Annotated in this window: 16 protein-coding genes; 1 reads left to right on the top strand and 15 read right to left on the bottom strand. The window is 75.7% G+C overall.

Translation table 11 applies throughout. The features are described from left to right. Positions 1-79 precede the first annotated feature (79 nt). The 7 genes from Q0789_RS09750 to ileS all read right to left on the bottom strand — a co-directional run bounded on the left by Q0789_RS09750 (position 80) and on the right by ileS (position 9,767). Positions 80-889 carry a TIGR03936 family radical SAM-associated protein gene (locus tag Q0789_RS09750; protein WP_298804617.1) on the bottom strand — a complete coding sequence of 270 codons (810 nt, stop codon included), beginning with the start codon at positions 887-889 and terminating at the stop codon, positions 80-82. Positions 890-968: 79 nt separating this feature from the next. After that, a complete protein-coding gene (locus Q0789_RS09745) occupies positions 969-1,532 on the bottom strand; it encodes a GNAT family N-acetyltransferase (RefSeq protein ID WP_298804615.1) in 564 nt (187 codons plus the stop codon). Between the two features lie 5 nt (positions 1,533-1,537). After that, a complete protein-coding gene (locus Q0789_RS09740; RefSeq protein ID WP_298804614.1) occupies positions 1,538-3,646 on the bottom strand; it encodes a TIGR03960 family B12-binding radical SAM protein in 2,109 nt (702 codons plus the stop codon). Positions 3,647-3,746: 100 nt separating this feature from the next. Beyond that, positions 3,747-4,196 carry a nucleoside-diphosphate kinase gene (ndk, locus tag Q0789_RS09735; RefSeq protein ID WP_298804612.1) on the bottom strand — a complete coding sequence of 150 codons (450 nt, stop codon included), beginning with the start codon at positions 4,194-4,196 and terminating at the stop codon, positions 3,747-3,749. A 239-nt stretch (positions 4,197-4,435) separates the two neighbouring features. Next, positions 4,436-4,828, bottom strand: coding sequence for a DUF4233 domain-containing protein (locus tag Q0789_RS09730; protein WP_298804610.1), 393 nt, complete (start codon positions 4,826-4,828; stop codon positions 4,436-4,438). Further along, positions 4,825-6,396 (bottom strand): folylpolyglutamate synthase/dihydrofolate synthase family protein, encoded by a 1,572-nt coding sequence (locus Q0789_RS09725; RefSeq protein ID WP_298804608.1) that lies wholly within the window; start codon positions 6,394-6,396, stop codon positions 4,825-4,827. The genes Q0789_RS09730 and Q0789_RS09725 overlap by 4 nt, the downstream gene beginning before the upstream one ends. Next, on the bottom strand, positions 6,393-9,767 hold the full coding sequence (ileS, locus tag Q0789_RS09720) for an isoleucine--tRNA ligase (RefSeq protein ID WP_298804606.1): 3,375 nt from the start codon (positions 9,765-9,767) through the stop codon (positions 6,393-6,395). The genes Q0789_RS09725 and ileS overlap by 4 nt, the downstream gene beginning before the upstream one ends. 492 nt (positions 9,768-10,259) lie before the next feature. On the opposite strand from ileS, the gene Q0789_RS09715 reads away from it, so the two are divergent. Next, positions 10,260-11,474, top strand: a complete 1,215-nt coding sequence (locus Q0789_RS09715; RefSeq protein WP_298804604.1) for a trypsin-like peptidase domain-containing protein — start codon at positions 10,260-10,262, stop codon at positions 11,472-11,474. Positions 11,475-11,609: 135 nt separating this feature from the next. Here the strand turns inward: Q0789_RS09715 and Q0789_RS09710 are convergent, their stop codons facing one another. The 8 genes from Q0789_RS09710 to Q0789_RS09675 form a co-directional block, all read right to left on the bottom strand. Then, entirely contained in the window at positions 11,610-12,122 is a 513-nt protein-coding gene (locus Q0789_RS09710; RefSeq protein ID WP_298804603.1) for a ribose-5-phosphate isomerase, read from the bottom strand. 119 nt (positions 12,123-12,241) lie between these two features. Further along, positions 12,242-13,978: a dihydroxyacetone kinase family protein gene (locus Q0789_RS09705; RefSeq protein ID WP_298804602.1), complete on the bottom strand. Its 1,737-nt coding sequence runs from the start codon at positions 13,976-13,978 to the stop codon at positions 12,242-12,244. 109 nt (positions 13,979-14,087) lie between these two features. Continuing rightward, positions 14,088-15,647, bottom strand: a complete 1,560-nt coding sequence (locus Q0789_RS09700) for an FGGY family carbohydrate kinase (RefSeq protein ID WP_298804601.1) — start codon at positions 15,645-15,647, stop codon at positions 14,088-14,090. Between the two features lie 103 nt (positions 15,648-15,750). After that, positions 15,751-16,917, bottom strand: coding sequence for an ABC transporter ATP-binding protein (locus Q0789_RS09695; RefSeq protein ID WP_298804600.1), 1,167 nt, complete (start codon positions 16,915-16,917; stop codon positions 15,751-15,753). Continuing rightward, a complete protein-coding gene (locus tag Q0789_RS09690) occupies positions 16,914-18,143 on the bottom strand; it encodes an ABC transporter ATP-binding protein (protein ID WP_298804599.1) in 1,230 nt (409 codons plus the stop codon). The genes Q0789_RS09695 and Q0789_RS09690 overlap by 4 nt, the downstream gene beginning before the upstream one ends. Then, complete coding sequence (locus Q0789_RS09685; RefSeq protein ID WP_298804598.1) at positions 18,143-19,012, bottom strand: carbohydrate ABC transporter permease; 870 nt, start codon at positions 19,010-19,012, stop codon at positions 18,143-18,145. The genes Q0789_RS09690 and Q0789_RS09685 overlap by 1 nt, the downstream gene beginning before the upstream one ends. Then, entirely contained in the window at positions 19,012-19,962 is a 951-nt protein-coding gene (locus tag Q0789_RS09680) for a carbohydrate ABC transporter permease (protein ID WP_298804597.1), read from the bottom strand. The genes Q0789_RS09685 and Q0789_RS09680 overlap by 1 nt, the downstream gene beginning before the upstream one ends. Positions 19,963-19,966: 4 nt before the next feature. Further along, positions 19,967-21,409, bottom strand: coding sequence for a sugar ABC transporter substrate-binding protein (locus Q0789_RS09675; protein ID WP_298804596.1), 1,443 nt, complete (start codon positions 21,407-21,409; stop codon positions 19,967-19,969). Positions 21,410-21,510: the final 101 nt, after the last annotated feature.

The raw sequence follows: 21,510 nt of genomic DNA, 5'->3' as shown, positions 1-21,510 counted from the left end.
GTCGTCGCCCGGGGGCGACGGAAGTCGTGGGGTGCGTCCGGGCCGCGCAGCGGGCTCCGGTGAGCGCGCGCGGTGGGGCTCAGACGCCGACGGCACCTCGCTCGGCGGCCAGTGGATCCGCCACGGCCGCCGCGCCCTCCAGGAGCGGCCCCTGCGCCAGCCGGGTCGCGCGAGGCGCTTCCGGCGGCGCGAGGTCGGACACCCCGCGGAGCGCGGTGAGGACGTCGTCGGGTCGGACGGCAGGTGCGGCGTGCCGGACGACCAGGTGGAGTATCGCACAGGGCTCCCCGCTCGCCGCCGACGACGCGGCGAGGGCCCGGCCGGTCGTCGAGCGGGCGGCCGCCGGGTCGACGACGTCGAGGCGCAGCACGGCGGGGCGGACGTCGAGGACCCGCCGCCCCTTGGTCGTCACCCGCTCGACCTCGGCCGACCCGGCGGCGAGGAGGGCGTCGACGGCGCGCCGGGCCTCGGCCTCGCCCACGCCGAGGAGCGCCACCTCCCACACGCCGGCCTCGAGCAGGTCCGCGAGCGGCGTGGCCCCGTGCAGCGGCACCTCGACGACCTCGAGGACGTCGAGCCCGGGGGGCAGGGCCGCGTCGAGGGCGGCGCGCAGCCGCTCGGGGTCGCAGCGCGCCGTCACGGCGATCTCGACGTACTCGGCCTCGCTGGCCGAGCCGGTGGGCGCCGCGCCCGCGTAGGAGACCTTGGGGTGCGGGGAGAAGCCCGCCGAGTACGCCATGGGCACCTCGGCGCGGCGCAGGGCCCGTTCCAGCGCGCGCTGGAAGTCGCGGTGGCTGGAGAAGCGCAGGCGCTCCCGACGGGCGTAGCGCAGGCGCAGCCGCTGGACGGCGGGGGGCGGAGGCGGTCCCTCGGGGGTGCGGCTGGCCACGGGTGCTCCAGGGGTGCGTCGGGGCGTCGGGGCGTCGGGGCCTGCGGGACGGCGGTCGGCGCCGGCGCCCGGCGCGACGTCAGTCGAGCGGGTGGAGGTCCAGCGGGTGGACGAGGTCGTCGAGGCCCGCGGGCTCGTCGTCCTCCGGGACGTCGCGCTCGAGGGGGTGCACGAGCAGCTCCTTGGCCGTGCGGAAGCCGAGCCGCTTGTAGAGGGGCGCGGCGCGGGTGCCGCCCGGCGACAGCACGACGCGGACGAGGCCGGTGTCGCGCGCGTGCGCCAGCGCGGCCTCGACGAGCGCTCCCCCGGTGCCGCCCTCCCGGTGGTCGGGCAGCACGAACAGCGCGCCGAGGTAGCCCCACGCCGTCGTCACCGGCTCGCCCGGGCGCGGCGGCCGCTCGTAGCGCGTGAGGCCCACCATGCCCACCGGCAGGCGCATGCCGGCGGGCCGCTCCCCGCCGCCCCGCGACTCCGCGAGCCAGAAGGTGCGCTGGTGCGCCTGCGCCCGGACCCACGCGGTGAAGCGGCGGCCGAAGTCGTCGTCGGCGGGCACGGGCCCGGCCTCGGAGGCGGCCGCGCGGCGCAGCAGCGCCAGCGCCGCCACGTCACCGGCCGCCTCGAGCACGGCCGGGCGGATGCGCACCGCGCTCAGGGGGTGCCCCCCGCGCTGGTGCCGGCGCCCTCGAGGACCCCGGAGGCCCGCACGACGCTCAGGGGCAGCATCGGCCGGCCGGAGGGGCCGACCTGGATGCTCGTGTCCGTCGTCGGGCAGACGCCGCAGTCGAAGCACGGGGTCCAGCGGCAGTCGTCGACCTCGACCCCCGACAGGGCCTCCTGCCAGTCCTCCCAGAGCCAGTCCTTGTCCAGGCCGGAGTCCAGGTGGTCCCACGGCAGCACCTCGTCCAGGTCGCGCTCACGGGTCGTGTACCAGTCGACGTCGAGGCCGTGGGCGGCGAGGACGCGCTGGGCCACCCGCTCCCAGCGCTCGTAGGAGAAGTGCTCGCTCCAGCCGTCGAAGCGGCCGCCGTCGCGCCACACCGCCTCGACGACGTCGGCCAGCCGCCGGTCGCCCCGGGACAGCAAGCCCTCCACGACGCCGGGCTTGCCGTCGTGGTACCGGAAGCCGATGGCCCGGCCGTAGCGCCGGTCGGAGCGGATCGCGTCGCGCAGCTTGGCCAGCCGGGCGTCGGTCTCCTCGTGCGAGAGCTGGGGCGCCCACTGGAAGGGGGTGTGCGGCTTGGGCACGAAGCCGCCGATGGACACGGTGCAGCGGATGTCGCTGCGCCCGGAGACCTGGCGGCCCGTCGCGATGACCCGCTTGGCCATCTCGGCGATCTGGAGGACGTCCTCGTCGGTCTCCGTGGGGAGGCCGCACATGAAGTAGAGCTTCACCTGCCGCCAGCCGTTGGCGAAGGCCGTGGCGACGGTGGCGATGAGGTCCTCCTCGCTCACCATCTTGTTGATGACGCGGCGCAGGCGCTCGCTGCCGCCCTCGGGGGCGAAGGTCAGCCCGGAGCGGCGCCCGTTCCGCGAGAGCTCGTTGGCGAGCTCGATGTTGAAGGCGTCGACGCGGGTGCTCGGCAGGGACAGGCCCGTCTCGGTGCCCTCGTAGCGGTCGGCGAGGCCCTTGGTGACCTCGGCGATCTCGCTGTGGTCCGCCGAGGACAGGGACAGCAGCCCGACCTCCTCGAAGCCGGTGGCCTCGAGGCCCTTCTGCACCATGGCGCCGATGCCCTCGGCGGAGCGCTCGCGCACCGGCCGCGTGATCATCCCGGCCTGGCAGAACCGGCAGCCGCGCGTGCACCCGCGGAAGATCTCCACGCTCATGCGCTCGTGGACGCTCTCGGCCAGCGGCACGAGCGGCTGCTTGGGGTACGGCCAGGCGTCGAGGTCCATGACGGTGTGCTTGACGACGCGCCACGGCACGCCGTCCCGGTTCGGCGCGACGGACGCCAGGGCCCCGTCGTCGCCGTAGGCGACGTCGTAGAAGCGCGGCACGTAGACGACGCCGGAGCGCGCGAGGCGCAGCAGCAGCTCCTCCCGGCCGCCCGGCGAGCCCTCCTCCTTGAAGGCGCGCACGAGGTCGGTGACGGCGAGGACGGCCTGCTCGCCGTCGCCGAGCACGACGGCGTCGAGGAAGTCGGCGACCGGCTCGGGGTTGAAGGCGGCGTGGCCGCCCGCGACGACGAGCGGGTGCTCCTCGGTGCGCTCGGCGCTGCGCAGGGGCACGCCGGCGAGGTCGAGCGCCGTCAGCAGGTTGGTGTACCCGAGCTCCGTGGCGAAGGAGACGCCCAGGAGGTCGAAGTCGCCCACCGGGCGGTGCCCGTCCACGGTGAACTGCGGGACGCCGTGCTCGCGCATGAGCGCCTCGAGGTCCGGCCACACCGCGTAGGTGCGCTCGGCCAGGGCGTCGACCCGCTCGTTGAGCACCTCGTAGAGGATCATGACGCCCTGGTTGGGCACGCCGACCTCGTAGGCGTCGGGGTACATGAGGGCCCAGCGCACCGTGGCGGGGCCGGCGCAGTCCCACTCCTTCGTGGTGGCGTTGAGCTCGCCGCCGACGTACTGGACGGGCTTGCTGACGCGCGGCAGCAGCGCCTCGAGGCGGTGCAGCACCGAGCGGCCGTCGCGGGCCGTGCGCGCCGCCGCCGCGTCGAGCGCCTCGGGCAGCGCCGGGGCGCCGGGCGCCGCGCTGCCGTCGGCCGTGGGGCCGTGGGGCGTCGTGTCGTCGTCGGCCGTGGTGTCGGCGGGGGGCATGCGGACTCCCGGCGGGCGGGGGCGGTGGACCCGGGAAGGCTACCCCGCGACGGGGCGGCCGCCCGGCCCGTCGGGCCCGCGGCCGCCCGTCACCGGGGCCTCAGGAGCCCGGGAACCAGAGGGCGATCTCGCGGGCGGCCGACTCCGGGGAGTCCGAGCCGTGCACGAGGTTCTGCTGGACGGCGAGGCCCCAGTCGCGCCCCAGGTCGCCGCGGATGGTGCCGGGCGCGGCCGCGGTCGGCTCGGTCGCGCCGGCGAGGCTGCGGAAGCCCTCGACGCAGCGCTGCCCCTCGACGACGACCGCCGCCACCGGCCCGGAGGACATGAAGGCGACCAGCGGCTCGTAGAAGGGCTTGCCCTCGTGCTCGGCGTAGTGCTGGGCGAGGACCTCGCGCGCGGGCGTGCGCAGGTCGAGCGCCACGAGGCGGTAGCCCTTGGCCTCCACCCGGCGCAGCACCTCCCCGACGAGACCGCGCGCGACGCCGTCGGGCTTGACGAGCACGAGCGTGCGCTCCGGCTGGTCCTCGGGGGTCTGCTGCTGGTCGGCCATGGGTGGTCCTCCGGTCGTCGGCCGGTCGCCCGGCGCGGCGGCGGCCGCGGCGGACGCCGGGCCGCCGCGGAGCCTAGCGACCGCCCCCGGCCCGCCCTCGTCGTCGCCGTCGGGCGCGGGACGTCGACGACGGCGGACGGCCGTCGCCAGGTCGGACGGGCCCTGCGGCGACGCCCGAGGTGACGTGGGCGGCGGGGGGCCGGCTCGACCCGGCGCGCCCCTGGACCCGCGGGCGCCGCTCAGCCCCGCGTGGGGGCCCCGGCCGGCGGCTGGCCGTCGTCCCACGTGTCGGGGTGCCCCCAGCGCTCGACGAACGCGGCGCGGTCGCGCTCCACCTTCCGGCCGAGGCGGATCATGGCGAACCAGACGACGGCGAAGAGGGCCCCGAGGGCGAACATCGCCGGCAGGACGAGGCCGCCGAGGACGACGACCGCCTGCAGCACCCACCCGAGCGCGATGCCCCACGGCCGCCGCACGAGCCCGGACGCCAGCAGCAGCACGACGGCCAGCCCGAGGCCGCCGCCCCAGACGAGGCCGGCCGGGGCGTCCGAGAGCTGCGAGGCGGCGAGGACGGCGAAGAAGACGAGGAACGCCTCGAGGACGAGCACCGAGGCGGCGAGGCGGGCGGTCACCGCGCCCCGCCGAGCGGTCCGTCGCCCGGGTCGTCCTTGGGGTCGGGGTCGACGCCGAGCCGCCCCGCGGCCTCGTCGCCGTCGAGGTCCAGCGGGTAGCCGAGGATGTCGAGCGGCTCGCGCTCGTCCCCGGGCCCACCGTCGCCCTCGTCCTCGCCGCCCGCCGCGGGCCCGGCGCCGCGCGAGCGCCCCGGCGCGTCGACGGCGGCCGCCCCCAGGAGCTGGCGCGCCTCGGCGGCCACCGTGACCGACCCCGTGACGAGGACCCCGCCGGACCCGCCGCCGCCGACGTCGGCGAGGTCGACGGCGGTCGCGATGGCCTGGTCGAGCCGCTCGGCGACGTGCACGCGGTCCTCGCCGAAGACGTCGCGAGCGATGCCGGCGAGGACCTCGACGTCCACGGCGCGCGGCGAGGAGGAGCGCGTGACGACGACCTCCTCGAGCGCCGGCTCCAGGAGCGCGAGGATCCCCTCGGCGTCCTTGCCCTCGAGCACCCCGACGACGCCGACGCCGTGGCGGACGGCGAAGGCCTCCTCGAGCGCGTCGACGAGCGTCGCGACGCCGGCCGGGTTGTGGGCGGCGTCGGCGACGACGAGCGGCGAGGGCCTCAGGACCTCCAGCCGCCCGGGCGAGGCCACGTCACCGAGGGCCGTCTCCAGCACGGCCCCGTCGAGCGCGCGCTCGCCCCCGCCGAGCAGGGCCTCGACGGCCACGACCGCGACCGCGGCGTTGTGGGCCTGGTGCGCGCCGTGCAGCGGCAGGAAGACGTCCTCGTAGCGCGCCGCCAGGCCCTGCACGGCGATGAGCTGGCCGCCGACGGCCACCGAGCGCCCGGCGAGGGCGAAGTGATGGTCCTCCCGCACCACCCGCGTGCGCAGCTCCGCCGCCCGCTCGCCGAGCACCTCGTCGACGCCGTCGGGCTGCAGGCCGACCACGGCGATGGCGTCCCGGCGCAGGATGCCCGCCTTCTCGCGGGCGATGTCCTCGACCGTCGGCCCGAGCAGCTCGGTGTGGTCCAGCGAGATCGGCGTGATGACCTGCACCGCCGACTCGACGACGTTCGTCGCGTCCCACGTCCCGCCCAGCCCGACCTCGACGACGGCGACGTCGACCGGCGCCTCGGCGAAGGCGGCGAAGGCCATGACGGCGAGCGCCTCGAAGTACGTGAGCGGCACCTCGCCCGCCGTCCGCAGCTCGCCGTCGACGAGGGCGAGGTAGGGGGCGACGTCCTCGTGGAGGTCGGCGAAGGCGTCGTCGGCCAGGGGCAGGCCGTCGACGCTGATCCGCTCGGTGACGCTGTGCAGGTGCGGGCTGGTGAAGCGCCCGGTGCGCAGGTCGTGCTCGCGCAGCAGCCGCTCGGCGATGCGCGCGGTCGAGGTCTTGCCGTTCGTGCCGCCGACGTGCACCACCGGGTAGGCCCGGTGCGGGTCGCCGAGGAGCTCCAGCGCCCGGCGCACCGGGTCGAGCCGCGGCTGCACCGCGTTCTCGGGCGTGCGGGAGAGCAGCTCGGCGTGCGCGGCGCGCAGCCGCTCCGCGGGCGTGCGGCCGGGGCCGCCCCCGGCGCTCACCGGGCCTCCACCCGGACGCGCACGCGGGCGCCGTCGCCGGCGGTGCCGTCGCTCACGCCCCCCGCCGGGTCCGCGGCCGCGTCCGCGAGGTCGCCGGCGGCGCCCCCGAGGTCGCGCGCCGCGTCGAAGGTGACGGCGCCGACGCTGTCGGCGAGCACCTCCCCCATGACCAGCCCCTGGTGGGCCATGACCGCCTCCCAGACCGGCTCGTCCCCGACCACCGTCAGCCGGATGCGGGTGCCGACGGCGAGACCGGCGTCGCGCCGCGCCTGCTGCACGAGCCGGACGACGTCGCGCGCCACGCCCTCGGCGGCGAGCTCCGGCGTCACCTCCGTCGCCAGCACGACCCAGCCCGCCCGGCCGGGCAGCACCTGGGCCGCCGTGCCGGCGGCCTGCTGCCCCACGACCCGCTGCACCTCGTACTCCCCCTCCTGCAGGGCGATGCCGCCGGCGACGACGGACCCGTCGTCGCCGACCTCCACGTCGCCGGCCTTGGCGGCGCGCAGCGCCACCTGCACCTGCTTCCCGAGCCGCGGGCCGGCGGCCCGCGCGTTGACGACGACGCGCTCGACGACGCCGCCGCCCGCGTCGGCCGTGCTGCGCAGCACGACCTCCCGCACGTTGACCTCGTCGCGGACGACGTCGGCGAAGGGCTCGAGCGACGCCGGGTCGTCGACGACCACCTCGAGGCGCGCGAGCGGGAGGCGCGTGCGCAGCCCGTGCGCCTTGCGCAGCGACGACGCCGCGGAGCAGACCGCGCGCACGCGGTCCATCGCCGCCACGAGGTCGGGGTCGTGCGCCAGGCCGTGGCCCCCCTCCTCGCGCGGGCCCGGGACGGGCCAGTCCTCCAGGTGCACGCTGCGCCCGCCGGTGAGGCCCCGCCAGACCTCCTCCGTCGTCAGCGGCAGCAGCGGCGCGGCCACCCGGCAGACGACCTCGAGCACCCGCGCCAGGGTGTCCATGGCCGCCGGGTCCTCGCCCCAGAAGCGCGCCCGCGAGCGGCGCACGTACCAGTTGGTGAGGACGTCGACGTACTCGCGCACCGCCTCGCAGGCGCCCGCGACGTCGACGACGTCGAGCGCCGCGGTGACGTCGTCGACGAGCGCCGCCGTCCGGGCGACGACGTACCGGTCGAGGAGGTCCTCCGAGGCCGGGGCGTCCAGGCGCGCCTCGCGCCCGGCCCCGCCGTCGGCCGAGCCGGCGTAGAGCGCGAGGAAGGACCACGCGTTCCACAGCGGCAGGAGCACGGCGCGCACGCCCTCGCGGATCCCCGCCTCGGTGACGACGAGGTTGCCCCCGCGCAGCACCGGCGAGGCCATGAGGAACCAGCGCATGGCGTCGGAGCCGTCGCGGGCGAAGACCTCGCCGACGTCGGGGTAGTTGCGCAGGCTCTTCGACATCTTCTGGCCGTCGTCGCCGAGGACGATCCCGTGGCTCACCACCCGTCGGAACGCCGGGCGGTCGAAGAGCGCGGTCGCCAGCACGTGCATCGTGTAGAACCAGCCGCGCGTCTGGCCGATGTACTCGACGACGAAGTCGCCCGGGAAGTGGGAGTCGAACCACTCCCCGTCCTCGAACGGCGCGTGGACCTGCGCGAAGGGCATCGAGCCCGAGTCGAACCAGACGTCGAGGACGTCGGGCACCCGGCGCATCGTGGAGCGCCCCGTCGGGTCGTCGGGGTTCGGCCGGGTCAGCTCGTCGACGAAGGGCCGGTGCAGGTCGGTCGGGCGGACGCCGAAGTCGCGCTCCAGCTCGTCGAGGGAGCCGTAGACGTCGGTGCGCGGGTGCGCCGGGTCGTCCGAGACCCACACGGGGAGGGGGCTGCCCCAGAAGCGGTTGCGGCTGATCGACCAGTCGCGGGCGCCCTGCAGCCACTTGCCGAACTGGCCGTCCTTGACGTGGCCGGGCACCCACTCGATCTGCTGGTTGAGCTCGACCATCCGGTCCCGGACCTTCGTCACCTCGACGAACCACGACGAGACGGCGCGGTAGATCAGCGGGTTCCGGCAGCGCCAGCAGTGCGGGTAGGAGTGCACGTAGGAGTCGGCGCGCAGGACGCGGCCGCGCTCGCGCAGCGCGCGCGTGATGGGGGTGTTGGCCTCGAAGACGTGCTGGCCCTCGAAGTCGGGCACCACCGAGGTGAAGCGCGCGCGGTCGTCGACCGTGAGGACGACCGGGATGCCGTGCTCGGCGCAGACCCGCTGGTCGTCCTCGCCGTACGCGGGCGCCATGTGCACCACGCCGGTGCCGTCCTCGGTCGTCACGTGGTCGCTGGGGACGACGACGAACGCGCGCTCCGTGCCGAAGACGTCCGCGTCGGCCAGGTAGTCGAACAGCGGCGCGTAGCGGCGGCCGACGAGGTCGGTGCCGCGCAGCCGCTGGACGACGCGCGCGGCCGGGTCGTCCCCGAGGTCGAGGGCCTCGGCGTAGGAGGCCAGCCGCGCCTCCGCGAGCACGTACCGCTCCCCCGCGCCGCCATCGGCCGCCCCCGGGCCGGCCTCGACGACGACGTAGTCGACGTCGGGCCCGACGGCGACGGCGAGGTTGCTCGGCAGCGTCCACGGCGTCGTGGTCCAGGCGAGCAGGCGCTCGCCGGTCTCGAGGCCGAACCAGACGGTCACCGCCGGGTCCTGCCGCTGCTGGTAGACGTCGTCGTCCATCCGCAGCTCGTGGTTCGACAGCGGCGTCTCGTCGCGCCAGCAGTACGGCAGCACGCGCTGGCCCTCGTAGACGAGGCCCTTGTCGTGGAGCGTCTTGAAGGCCCACATGACGCTCTCCATGTACGAGAGGTCCAGGGTCTTGTAGTCGTGGTCGAAGTCGACCCAGCGGGCCTGGCGGGTGACGTACTCCTGCCACTCGTCGGTGTAGCGCAGGACGCTCGAGCGGCACGCCTCGTTGAAGACCTCGATGCCCATCTCGAGGACGTCGCGCTTGCCGCCGATGCCGAGCTGCCGCTCGGCCTCGAGCTCGGCGGGCAGCCCGTGGCAGTCCCAGCCGAAGCGGCGCTCGACCCGGCGCCCGCGCATCGTCTGGTAGCGGGGGACGACGTCCTTGACGTACCCCGTGAGCAGGTGGCCGTAGTGCGGCAGGCCGTTGGCGAAGGGGGGCCCGTCGTAGAAGACGTACTCGTTGGCGCCGTCCTCGCCCGCCGGCCGCTGGTCGACGCTGGCGCGGAAGGTGCCGTCCTCGGCCCAGTAGCCGAGCACGCGCCGCTCGAGGTCGGGCAGCGACGGCGACGCCGGCACCCCGCCCCCCGCGCCGGTGCGCCCCGCGGACGCGAGCGGGTAGACGCCCCGTGGCGACGTGGGGGCGCCGGTGCTCTCCTCGGACCCGGTGCTCTCGTCAGGCCCGGTGGCCTCGGCCGTGGTCATCGCGGGACCTCCTCGCCCCGGGCGCACGCGCGCGCGCTCCGGACCGCGAGGACGAGCGTCCGGCGTCCGGCCGGGCACCCGCGGTACCACCTCGCTTGCGCCCCGCCCCGGTGGGGCGGAGCGCCGCTCCTTGTCCAGCGCTGACGGGCTGGTCCCGCCCGGTTCTACCGGGTCGCCCCGCGGGGCGACCGTTCTTCCGGGGGCTCGCCGGTGATGGCCGGGTCGACGCCGTTGACGTGGAGGCTACGCGCCCCCTCGCCGGGGGCGCCACGGGCGCCGCGCCGGACGCGCCGCTGGGTCTGCGCCGGACGCGCCGCTGGGTCCGCTCCGGAGGTGCCGGGTGGGCGGCCTCGGCACGGGCGACGTCGACCTCGAGCGCCGTGCCCCGTCCGGGTGCAGCCGTCCGGGGCACGCCCCCGTCCACCCCTCGCCGGACCGCGAAAGGTAGGTGACGCTTCAACCACAGCCCCTCGCCGACGAAGGACACCCCTCATGGCCGCCTCCCGCACCCGCCGCTCGACCGCCGCCCGCGTCGCGTCCCTCGCCGTGGGCCTCGTCCTCACGGGCTGCGGCGCCGCGGCGTCGGACCCGGTGGCCGCGGTCGACGCGCCGGTCGTGGTGGAGGCGGCCCCGCGCATGGCCCCGGTGGCGGCGACCGCCCGGCCGGAGGCCCCCCGCGCGCTCGCCCTGCACGCGGACGGGGACGCCGTCGTGGCCACGTGGGAGGCCCCCGAGGGACCGGGCGCCGCGGTGACGGGCTACGAGCTCTTCGTCGACGACGCCCCGGCCGTCGTCCTCGACGCGGCCGCACGGTCGTCCCGCCTCGTGGGTGTGGTCCCCGGCGACGGCGTGCTGGTGCAGCTCCGGGCGGTCGCGGGCGACCGGCCCGGCCGCACCGCCGAGGCTTCGCTCGAGCGCGTCTACCGCGCCCCCGCCCCCCGCTGGGCGCTCGAGGAGGAGCGGACGGCCACGGCCGCGACCGTGGCCGCGGTGGCCGCGGCGCCCGTGGCCCCGGCCGGCGCCGCCTCCCCCTCGTCCGCGGCCGTCCCCGCGTCCGCGCGGGTGGCCGCGGAGCGGTCCGCCGCCCCGGCGAGCAGCCCCGCGGCCCCCGACTGGGCGGCCCTGTACCGCGCGGTGGAGGGCTCGGTCGTGCAGGTCTCCCGGGAGGGCTGCACGCCGGGCGACGCCTCGACCGGCACGGCCTTCTTCGTCGGCGACGACCTGCTCGCGACCGCCGCGCACGTCGTCGAGGACGCGGCGTCCCTCGGGGTCGTCGTGGGCGGCCGCTACGAGACGGCGCAGGTCGTCGGGCTCGACGTCGCGCAGGACGTGGCGCTCCTGCGCCTGCCCACGGAGCACCCCGGGCTGGCGCTCCCCCTCGCCACGGAGCTCCCGCCCGTCGGCACCCCCCACGCGCTCGTCGGCTTCGCCTCCGGCCTGGGGCAGAGCCTCCAGCTGGGCACGGTGTCCTCCGTGCTGCCGGCCTTCGCCGGCGTCGGCGGCGCCGCCCTCACCGACGCCGTCCAGAGCGACGTGCAGACCTCGCCGGGGGCCAGCGGCGGCCCGTGGCTCCTCGCCGACGGCACCGTCGTCGCCCTCACGAGCACGGGCGTCGACACCAACGTCACCGTCGGCGCGGGCGCCCCGACCGCCGCGGCGCTCGTCGCCGCCTGGAGCCGGGCGCCGCAGGCCGTCGCCGCCTGCTGACGCGACGGGGCCGCAGCGACGACCGGCAGCTCACGACGAGGAGGGGCCGCCCCCGCCGAGGTGGACCTCGGCGGGGGCGGCCCCTCCTCGTGCGCCCCCGGCGGCGCCCCCTGACCAGCGCCTCAGACCGGCGCCTCAGTCGCAGCGGGCCAGGTCGACGTCGCGCTCGGTGGCCAGAGAGGCGGTCTCCCGCTCGTAGCCGCGGATGGCCTCGACCTTCTCGGCCGAGGCCGACGACGGGTCGAAGCGGTAGCCCAGCCACTCCTTGGCGAGACGGCGCGCCAGCTCGAGGCCGACGACCCGCTGGCCGAAGCACAGCACCTGGGCGTCGTTGGACAGGACGGCGCGCTCGACGGAGAAGCCGTCGTGCGCCGTCACGGCCCGGACGCCGGGCACCTTGTTGGCGCTGATGGCGACCCCGAGCCCGGTCCCGCACACGAGCAGCGCGCGGTCCGCGCGCCCGTCCGCCACCCGACGGGCGGCCTCGACCGCCACGTGGGGGTACGCCGTGCCGTCGTCGCCGTGGACGCCGACGTCGACCACCTCGGCGACGCGCTCGTCCACCTCGAGGTCCGCCTTCAGCGCGTCCTTGTACTGCACGCCCGCGTCGTCGGCCCCGACGACGACCCTCCAGCCCTGCTCCGCCACAGCTCCTCCTCCGCTCGTCGCGTCCGGACCGGGTCCGGTCCGGGGTCCGTGTCCTCCTGGGCCAACGCGGCGTCTCCGCCGCCCATGCCCTGATCGCTCCTCCGCGGGCCCGCCCCGGCTCAGCCGCGCAGCACCCCGGCGAGGGTGCGGGCGACCAGGCCGAAGGAGGTCGCCCCGGCGTCCGGGGTGCCGAGGCTCCGCTCGGCCAGCGGCCGCGCGCGCCCCACCCTCGGGCGGAGGTCGGCCGTCGCCGTCGCCGCCTCCTCCGCCGACGTCGCCGCGGCGTCCCACGCGGTGGCGAGGTCGTCGCCGGCCTCGACGCGCTCGCGCAGCGCGGTGCGGAAGGGCTCGATAGCGTCGAGCATCGTCTTGTCGCCCACCGACGCGCCGCCGAGCCGCAGCAGGACCTCCATGCCGGCGTCGACGGCGTCGACGACGTCGGCCGCACCCGGGCGGGCCTCGTCGCCCAGCCGGGCGCCGACGGCGGTCAGGGCCGCTCCCCACAGCACGCCGCTCGTGCCGCCGGCGCGGTCGGCCCAGGCGGCGCCCGCCGCACGGACGGCGCCGCCGGTCCCGCGACCCTGCTCCTGCGCCTCCCGGGCGGCGTCGAGGGCGGCGCGGCTGCCGCGGACCATCCCGCGGCCGTGGTCGCCGTCACCGGCGACGGCGTCGATGCGGCCCAGCTCGTCCTCGGCGCCGGCCATCTCCGCCACCACCGCCTCGGCGCCGCGGACGACGTCGGGCACGAGCGCGCGGGACTCCTCCGACCCGCGCGAGGCCTCCTCCGGCGGCGGGGCGGACGCCGCGGCGGCCTCCTCGGCCGAGCGCTCCGGACCCTGCTCGAGGGCGTCGGTGGAGCCCTTGCGGTAGGCCGGGGAGTCCGCGGGGGCGCGCCACCAGCGCTCGAGGTCGTCGTCGAGCCACATGAGCGTGAGCGAGACGCCCCCCATGTCGAGGCTCGTGACGAGCTCGCCCACCTCGGGCTCGACGACCTCGAGGCCTGCCTCGCGCAGCAGGCGCGCCACCGTCCTCCAGAGGACGAAGAGCTCCTCGTACTTCACGGTGCCGAGGCCGTTGAGGACGGCGGCGACGCGCCGCGGCCCGTCCCCCAGGCCCTCGGGGGCCTCGGCCAGCACGCCGTCGACGAGGCGCGCCGCCAGCTCGGCGGCCGTCGGCATGTCCTCGTCGGAGACGCCCGGCTCGCCGTGGATGCCGAGCCCGACGCTCATGACGCCCTCGGGCACGGTGAACAGCGGCGCGTCCGCCCCGGGCAGGGTGCAGCCCGTGAAGGCCACCCCGAGGCTGCGCGTGCGGTCGTTGGCCCGCCGCGCCGCCTCCTCGACACCGTCGAGGTCGAGGCCCTCCTCGGCCGCGGCGCAGGCGCACTTGAAGACGGTGACGTCGCCCGCGATGCCACGGCGCTTGGCCACCTCGTCGCCGCCGGCGCTCGCGACGTCGTCCGTGACGGCCACGTACCGCGCGTCCAGGCCCTCGGCGCGCAGGTGCTCGACGGCGAGGCCGAAGTTGAGGACGTCGCCCGCGTAGTTGCCCGTGGTGAGGAGCACGCCGCCCCCGCCGTGCGCGGCGCGGCTCACGGCGGCGGCCTCGGTGGCCGACGGCGACGTGAAGACGTTGCCGACGACGGCGCCGTCGGCGTAGCCGGGTCCGACGACGCCGCAGAACGCCGGGTAGTGGCCGGACCCGCCGCCGACGACGACGGCGACCTTGCCCTCGCGCGTCGCCCGGGCGCGGACCACGCCCCCGGGCACGCCGACGACGCGCCCGGCGTGCGCGTCGAGGAAGCCGGCGAGGGCGTCGTCGCTGAAGGTGGCGGGGTCGTCGTGCAGGCGCGTCATCGCGTCTCCGCTCGCTCGCGGCCGGTCGCGACCGGCTCTCGTGGCTGGGCTGGGGTGCTGCGCGCCGGTGACTGCTCCCGACGCGAGCACGATGGTGCTGGACGTCTCCTCACGCAAGGTCCCCCGGCTCACGGGCATCGGCGGGGACGCCGGGGCGGCCGTGCGCGCCCGGCCTCGTGCCACCGCCCTCGTCGACGGCCGCCAGGACTCCCACGGCCTCCCGGGTGGCCGGGTACAGGGACGCGAAGGCACCCGCGAGGTCGTCGTAGAGACCGCGCAGAGCCGGGTCCGGCTCGACGAGCCGACCGGGGCGCGACCAGTCGGTCCCACGGGGGACGAGCCCGACGCCCTCGGCCGCCAGGAGCGCCGCGCCGTAGGAGGCCCCGATGGCCTGCTCCGGCACGACCTGGGCCCGACCGGTGACGTCGCTCGTGATCTGGGTCCACAGCCCTCCGCGGGTCCCGCCGCCCACGGCGACGACCGGGCGGCTCGCCCCGGCGGCGTCGCTGAAGAGGTCGAGGACCTGGGCGACACCGAGGGCGATGCCCTCGAGGGCGGCCCGGTAGAGGTGTCCCCGCCCGTGGCGGAGGGTCAGACCGGCGACGACCCCTCGGGCGCGGGGGTCGAAGACGGGGGTCCGCTCCCCCGCCAGGTAGGGCAGGACGAGGAGCCCGTCGGCGCCGGGTGCGACCGCCCCGGCCTCACGCACCAGGTCCTCGAAGGACGCTCCGCCGGTCAGGTCCTGGACCCACGCCGTGAGGCTGCCAGCCGTCGCGGTGCCGCCCGACAGCGTGTACGAGCCCTCGTCGAGACCGCAGGTGGCCCAGAGGGGGGGCCGGCGGCGGAGGCCCGGTGACACCTGGACGGCGAAGCTCGTCGAGCCGTACATGAGCATGAGGTCACCGGGTCGTCGCACGCCCGCGCCGAGGGCCTCCACCCAGGCGTCCACCGCCCCGGCGACGACGGGCAGGTCCTCCGGCAGGCCCGTCAGGGCGGACGCCGATGCCGTCACGACGCCGACGACGTCGTCCGGGGCGACGAGCCGCGGCAGCGGGAGGTCGCCCACCACCTCGACCGCCCAGTCCTCGCTCCACCCCCGGGAGCGGAGGTCGTAGAGGGGGTCGCACTGGCTGGCCGTGTGGTGGTCGAGCGCGTCGACCCCCGTCAGCCGCGACACGACGAAGGAGCTGCAGCCGTGCCACGTCCTGGCCCGCGCCCAGGCCTCGGGGCGCTCCCGCCGGGCCCACAGCAGCTTCGGCCCGAGCGCCTGGCTCGACAGGCCCGACCCGCAGCGCTCCTCGAGCGCGGCGGGGCCGAGCCGCTCGCCGAGCTCGTCCACCTCCGCGCCGGCCCTCGAGTCGACGCCGTAGAGCACCGCGGGGCCGAGGGCGCGCCCGTCCTCACCGACGAGCACGAGGCACGGGCCGATGCCGCTCGGGCAGACGGCGGACAACCGGTCCCCCGCCGGGACGAGGGGCACGAGCTCCCGGCAGAGGGCGACGACGTCGCCCCACCAGTCCACCTCGGCGTCCATCTCCGCCCACCCGGGACGGGGCAGGCTCATGCGGTGAGCACGTGAGGACGACGCCACGACCTCCCCGTCCGGCCGCACGAGCACCGCCTTGCTGCTGCTCGTGCCGATGTCCACGCCGAGGACGACGTCGCCCATCAGGACCACCTGGTCCGCGGACCCGCCGCTGCGCCGCGCCGTCGTGACACCGTCCGAGCGTAGGTGACGGGCTCCCGCGGCGCGGCGGGCGGCGGGCCGCGCGTCAGCGCAGACGCCGGCCCCCGTCCGGGTCGAAGAGGTGCACCCGGGCGGCCGGGGCCTGCAGGACGACCCGCTCGCCCGGGGCGTACCGCTGGTCCGGGTCCGTCTGGACCACCACGCCGGTGTCCACGCCGGGGACGTCGAGGGTCGCGAGGCCGAACTCGAGCAGGTGCTCGAAGACCCGGACGGAGGCGGGGACGCCGTCGTCGGGCGCGGCGCGGCGCCCGTCCTCGACGCGCGAGATCCGTGCGTCCTGGGGCCGCAGCCCGACCGTGACGCGGTCGCCCTCCGCCACCCCGGTGGCGGCGGTGGCCAGCCCCTCGCCGCGGGCGGTCCCGGCCTCGCCGAGGACGACGCGGGCCCCGGGGCCGCCCCGCACGACCACGCCCTCGACGAGGTTGATCTTCGGCTCGCCCACGAAGTCGGCGACGAAGAGGTTGGCCGGGTCGTCGAAGACCTCGTCGGGCGTGCCGAGCTGCTGGATGACACCGCCGTCCATGACGGCCATGCGGTCGGCCAGGCTCAGGGCCTCGAGCTGGTCGTGCGTGACGACGACCGTCGTGTAGCCGGACTCGCGCTGCAGCACCTTGAGCTCGCGACGCACGCGCTGGCGCTGCGCCGCGTCGAGGTGCGACAGGGGCTCGTCCAGCAGGAGCACCGGGGGGTTGCGGACGAGGGCCCGCGCCAGCGCCACGCGCTGCTTCTGGCCGCTCGAGAGGCCCGCCGGGCGGAGGTCGAGCAGGTCGGTCATCTCGAGCCGCTCGGCGATGGCCTCCACGCGCGCGGCGGCGTCCTTGGCCCGACGCGCCTTGAGCCCGTAGGCGAGGTTCTCGCGCACGTCCAGCGGTGGGTAGAGGGCGTAGCTCTCGAAGCCCACGCCGACGTCCCGCTTGCCCGGCGGCAGGTCGCCGACGGAGCGGTCGCCGATCCAGATCTCGCCCGACGTCACGGTCTCGAGGCCGGCCACCATGCGCAGAGTGGTCGTCTTCCCGCAGCCGGAGGGCCCGAGGAGGGCGACGAGCTCGCCCGGGTGGACCTCCATGTCCAGGCCCTTGACCGCCTCGAAGGGCTCGCGGCCGCGGGTGGCGTAGACCTTGCGCAGCGACCGCAGGCTCAACCCCTGCGGCTCGGTCGTCCCGGGGCGGGGCCCGGCGTCCGTCTGCGTCATCGGGTGTCCTCCGTGGTGGTCCTCGGGCCGGCGGCGACCGCAGCCGGGCGGCCGTCCGCGGGTGGTGCGGCGGGACGGACGGCGGCGGTGTCCTCCCCCGGCGCGCCGTGCGCGAAGACGTGCACGCGCGCGGCAGGGACGGCGAGGCGGACGGCGTCCCCCTCCGCCAGCGGTGCCTCGGACTCGTCCACGGCGATGAGGTGGTGCCGACCTCCCCCGAGGTCGACCTCGAGCTCGACGGCGCGGCCGAGCCGCTCGGCCAGCCGGACCCTGCCCTCGACGCGGACGGCCCGCGCACCCTCGTCGGCCAGGACGGCCTGCCCCCGGTCCGGTGCACCGCCGACGACGTCGTCGCCGGGGACGAGCGTCAGGTCGCGCGGGCGGATGCCGACCCGCGCCCGGTCGCCCGCCCGGAGCTCGGCGCCCCTCGGCACGGGCACGCGCACGGCGCCCTCCGCGGCGACGAGCTCGCCCCCGTCCACGACCGCGTCGAGCAGGTTGATCTCGGGCTGCCCCAGGGCCTTGGCCACGAAGGAGTCGACCGGCCTCTCCCAGACGTCCTCGGGCGTGCCGACCTGCACCAGCCGGCCCTCGCGGAGGACGGCGACGCGGTCGCCCAGGGCGAGCGCCTCCTGGTAGTCGTGCGTGACGTACAGCGACGTGGTGCTCGACATCGAGCCGAGCTGCTTCAGCTCGGCACGCATGGCGGCCCGGAGCTTGGCGTCGAGGTGGGACAGCGGCTCGTCGAGGAGGTAGGCGTCGGCGGGCCGCACGAGGACGCGGCCCAGGGCGACCCGCTGGCGCTGGCCGTTCGAGAGCTCGCGGGGGAAGCGCTCGAGCAGGTGGTCGATCCCGAGGGTCGTCGTCACGGCCTCGATGCGCGTCCGCTGCTCGCTCTCGGAGTAGCTGCCCGTCCGGCCGGAGCGCAACGGGGAGGCGAGGTTCTGCGACACCGTCTTCTGCGGGTAGAGCGCGTAGCTCTCGAAGGCCATGGCCACCCGCCGGTGGTAGGGCTGCACGCCCTCCATGTCCCGGCCGCCGATGGCCACCCGGCCGCCGTCGAGCTCGACGAGGCCGGCGACCGCCTTGAGGGTCGTCGTCTTGCCCGCCCCGGAGGGCCCGAGCACGACGAAGAACTCCCCGTCGCCGACCTCGAGGCTCAGGTCGGCCACCCCCCGCTTCTTCCCGTAGCTCTTGGTCACACCGTCCAGCACGACGCCGGCCATCAGCTCTTCACCGCCCCGAAGGAGAGTCCGCGCACGAGGTACCGCTGGATGGTCAGCGCCAGCACGAGCGGTGGCAGGGCGCCGATGAGGGCCGCCGCCGCGGTGAGGTTGTAGTAGGCCTGGCCGCCGCCGCCGAGGTAGCGGGCCACCGCCACGGTGATCGTGCCGTTGGTCCCCCCGGTGAGGATCAGCGGGAAGATGTAGCTGTTCCAGGCGAAGATGAAGGCCAGCAGGGCGGCCGCCGCGATGCCCGGCCGGACCAGGGGCAGAGCCACCATGACGAAGGCCCGCCGCCGGGTGTACCCGTCCAGGAGCGCCGCCTGCTCGAGGTCCTCGGGCAGGTCCTCGAAGTAGGACCGGAGGATCCAGATGACGAGCGGCATCGTCACGAGCTGGAGCACCCACACGAGGCCGAGCTTGGTGTCGAACAGACCGATCTGGTTGTAGATGACGAAGAGCGGGACGATGACCATGAGCTCGGGCGCGAAGCGGAACGAGAGGATGGTGAACATCAGGTCGTCCGAGCCGCGGAACCGCCACCGCCCCGCCGCGTAGGCCGCGGGGATGCCGATGACGAGCGAGACGAGGACCGCGCCGCCGCACGAGAGGACGCTCGAGACGAGGGCCGACAGGAAGTTGACGCTGGTGAGCCGCGTGCCCTGGTCGGAGAGCACCGTGGAGAAGTTCTCCAGGGTCGGCGAGAAGGCGAAGTAGGTGCTGGTCTGCTCGGCGCTGGTCTTCAGCGAGAGCAGCACCAGCCACAGGAGCGGGAAGAGCGAGAAGACGAACCAGACGAGCAGCAGCAGGTCCGCGCCCACCGCTGCGGGGGTGAAGCGCCGCTGCCCGGGCATCAGCTCGGCGGCCGCCATCAGTCCTCCGCTCCCGCAGCTCGCCGCTGCGCCTTGCCGAGCACGCTCACGAGGTAGCGCGCGGTGATGAACACGAGGGCCCAGAGCAGGAACATGTACGTCGCGCCCAGGGAGTAGTTGGAGAACACGATCGAGTTCTGGAAGGCGGCGATCTGCAGCGTCGTCGTCGTGGTGCCCGGACCACCTGCGGTCAGGACGTACACGTGGTCGAAGATCTTCAGGCAGTCCATGAAGCGGAAGATCACCGCCACGAGGATGTAGGGCCACATCATCGGCAGCATCAGCCTGCGGAACATGTAGAACCAGCTGGCGCCGTCGACCGCTGAGGCCTCGAAGGGCTCTCTGGGCAGTGAGCGCACCCCCGCGAGGACGAGGATGGCCACGAAGGGCGTGAAGATCCAGACGTCGACGAGGATGACCGAGAAGAGCGCCGTCGAGCTGCCCAGCCAGTCGAAGGACCCCAGCCCGAGGACGTGGTTGAGGACGCCGAACTGCGAGTTGAACATCAGCCGCCACAGGACGCCGGCGATCGCCGGGGCGATCATCAGCGGCAGGATGAGCACCTTCTCGAAGACCGAGCCGATCCGGCTCGCCCGGTACAGGAGCAGCGCGATGCCGACGCCCAGGACCGTCTCCACGGCCGTCGTCACGACGGCGTAGACGAGGGTCGTCCGGACCGCGGTCCAGAAGGTCGCGCTCGTGAGGACCTGCTGGAAGTTGCTGAGGCCCACGACGCTGACCGAGCCGGTGTTGCGTGCGGCGTAGTCGAGCAGCGTGTACCAGGCGGAGAGCGCGAAGGGGTAGAGGATGAAGATGGTGACGGCGAGCGCCGGCACAGCCAGGAAGTAGGGCCAGAGCCGACGGCGCCACGCCGGCACGGCCGGCAGCCGGGACTGCTCCGGCGGGGACGGTTCCTGCCGCGCCCGGTGCTCCGAGGTGGTGGTCGTCATCGCCTCACCCCTGGTTGACGGCGGTCGTGCTGCGGTCGGCCAGGGAGTCGAGCTCGCTCTGCGCGTCCGCGCCGTTGTAGATGTTCTGCAGGGAGGTCGCCCAGTCCTCCGTCGTCTGGAAGAACGCCTGCTGGGGGGTGAACTGGATCGTCGTCGAGTCGATGACCTTCTCGAAGGTCTCCTGGTACCCCGGGAAGGCGCCCAGCGTCTGGACGAAGGAGTCGTTGAAGACCGACTCGCGGACCGGGTCGGCGAAGGCGCCCTGCTGCACGGCCTCGTTCATGGCGTCCTTGCCCGTCGCCCACTGCATGAAGAGCCAGGCGGCGAGCTTGTTCTTCGACGCGGAGTTCATGCCCCAGGACCAGGTCCACAGGTTGGTCGCGTAGCTGCCGTCAGGACCCGCGGGGCCGGGGTGCCAGGCCAGGTTGCCCGCCTCGGCGCTCGCGCCGGGCTGGTTCTGCGGGTAGGTGGCGGAGTCCGCGTCGAAGACCATCGCGGCGCTGCCGTTGCCCAGGTCGCGCGTGCAGTCGGGGTACTCGTACGAGGTCCAGTTGGCCGGGCCGGCGTTCCGGGCGAGGTCTGCCCACTTCTGCGTGAAGGCGACGGCCTCGGGGCTGTTCATCGCCGCCGTCAGCTCGCCGTCCGCCGACGTGTAGTCGACAGCTCCCTCGCGCGTGTACTGGGTCATGTAGCCGGGGTGGATGGTCGCCCAGCTCTTCGAGCCGCGGAAGGCGATGCCGTACCGGCCGGCCGAGCGGTCGGTGAGGTCGGTGGCCAGCTCGACGAGCTCGTCGAAGGTCTCGGCGGGTCGCACGCCCCGCTCGTCGAAGAGGCGCTTGTTGTAGGCGATGACGTTGGTCTCGAAGCCCCAGGGGATGGCCCACTGACCGCCGGTGCCGATCGGGCTGCCCGTCTGGAAGTCCCACTGGGTCGCCTTCCGCAGGCCCTCGTAGATGTCCTCGAAGTCGTAGTCGGCGTTGGTGGCCGACTCGTTGGCGATCCAGGGGCCGAGGTCCTCCATCCACCCGGGGGGGCCGTAGGTCCAGATGAAGTAGGCGCCGGTCATGAAGACGTCGTAGTTGCCGCCCTGGCCCTGGAGCTCGGTGTTGAGGCGCGTGAAGTAGTCGGCCTCCGGGACGAGCTCGGGGACGACCTCGATGCCGGTGAGCTCGGTGAACTCGCCGAGCAGGGGCTGGAAGCTCTGCTGGTACGGGTGCGGGGTCTGCAGCACGTTGAGCGTCGTCCCCGACGCCTTCTTCCAGTCGAAGGCGCCGGTGACCTCGTCGGCGGCGCTGCCCGCGGAAGCTCCTCCGGACGAGCCGGTGCCCGTGCCCACCCCGCACGCGTTGAGCAGGGGGATGCTGGCGAGCCCGCCGCCCGCGAGGCCGAGGGACTTGAGGACGCTGCGACGGCTGTGGTCGTGACCGCGGTGGGCCGAGGTGCTCATGAGGACTCCCTGGGGGCGCGTGGTGGCGTGAGGGGACGACCCGTCGGGGCGACGGGTGGCGTGACGAGGTGCCGTCCGGTGACGGGACGGGACGGGACGAC

The sequence above is a fragment of the uncultured Pseudokineococcus sp. genome, from assembly GCF_947499845.1.
Taxonomy (GTDB): domain Bacteria; phylum Actinomycetota; class Actinomycetes; order Actinomycetales; family Quadrisphaeraceae; genus Pseudokineococcus.
This window is presented reverse-complemented; position numbering and strand designations above follow the sequence as displayed.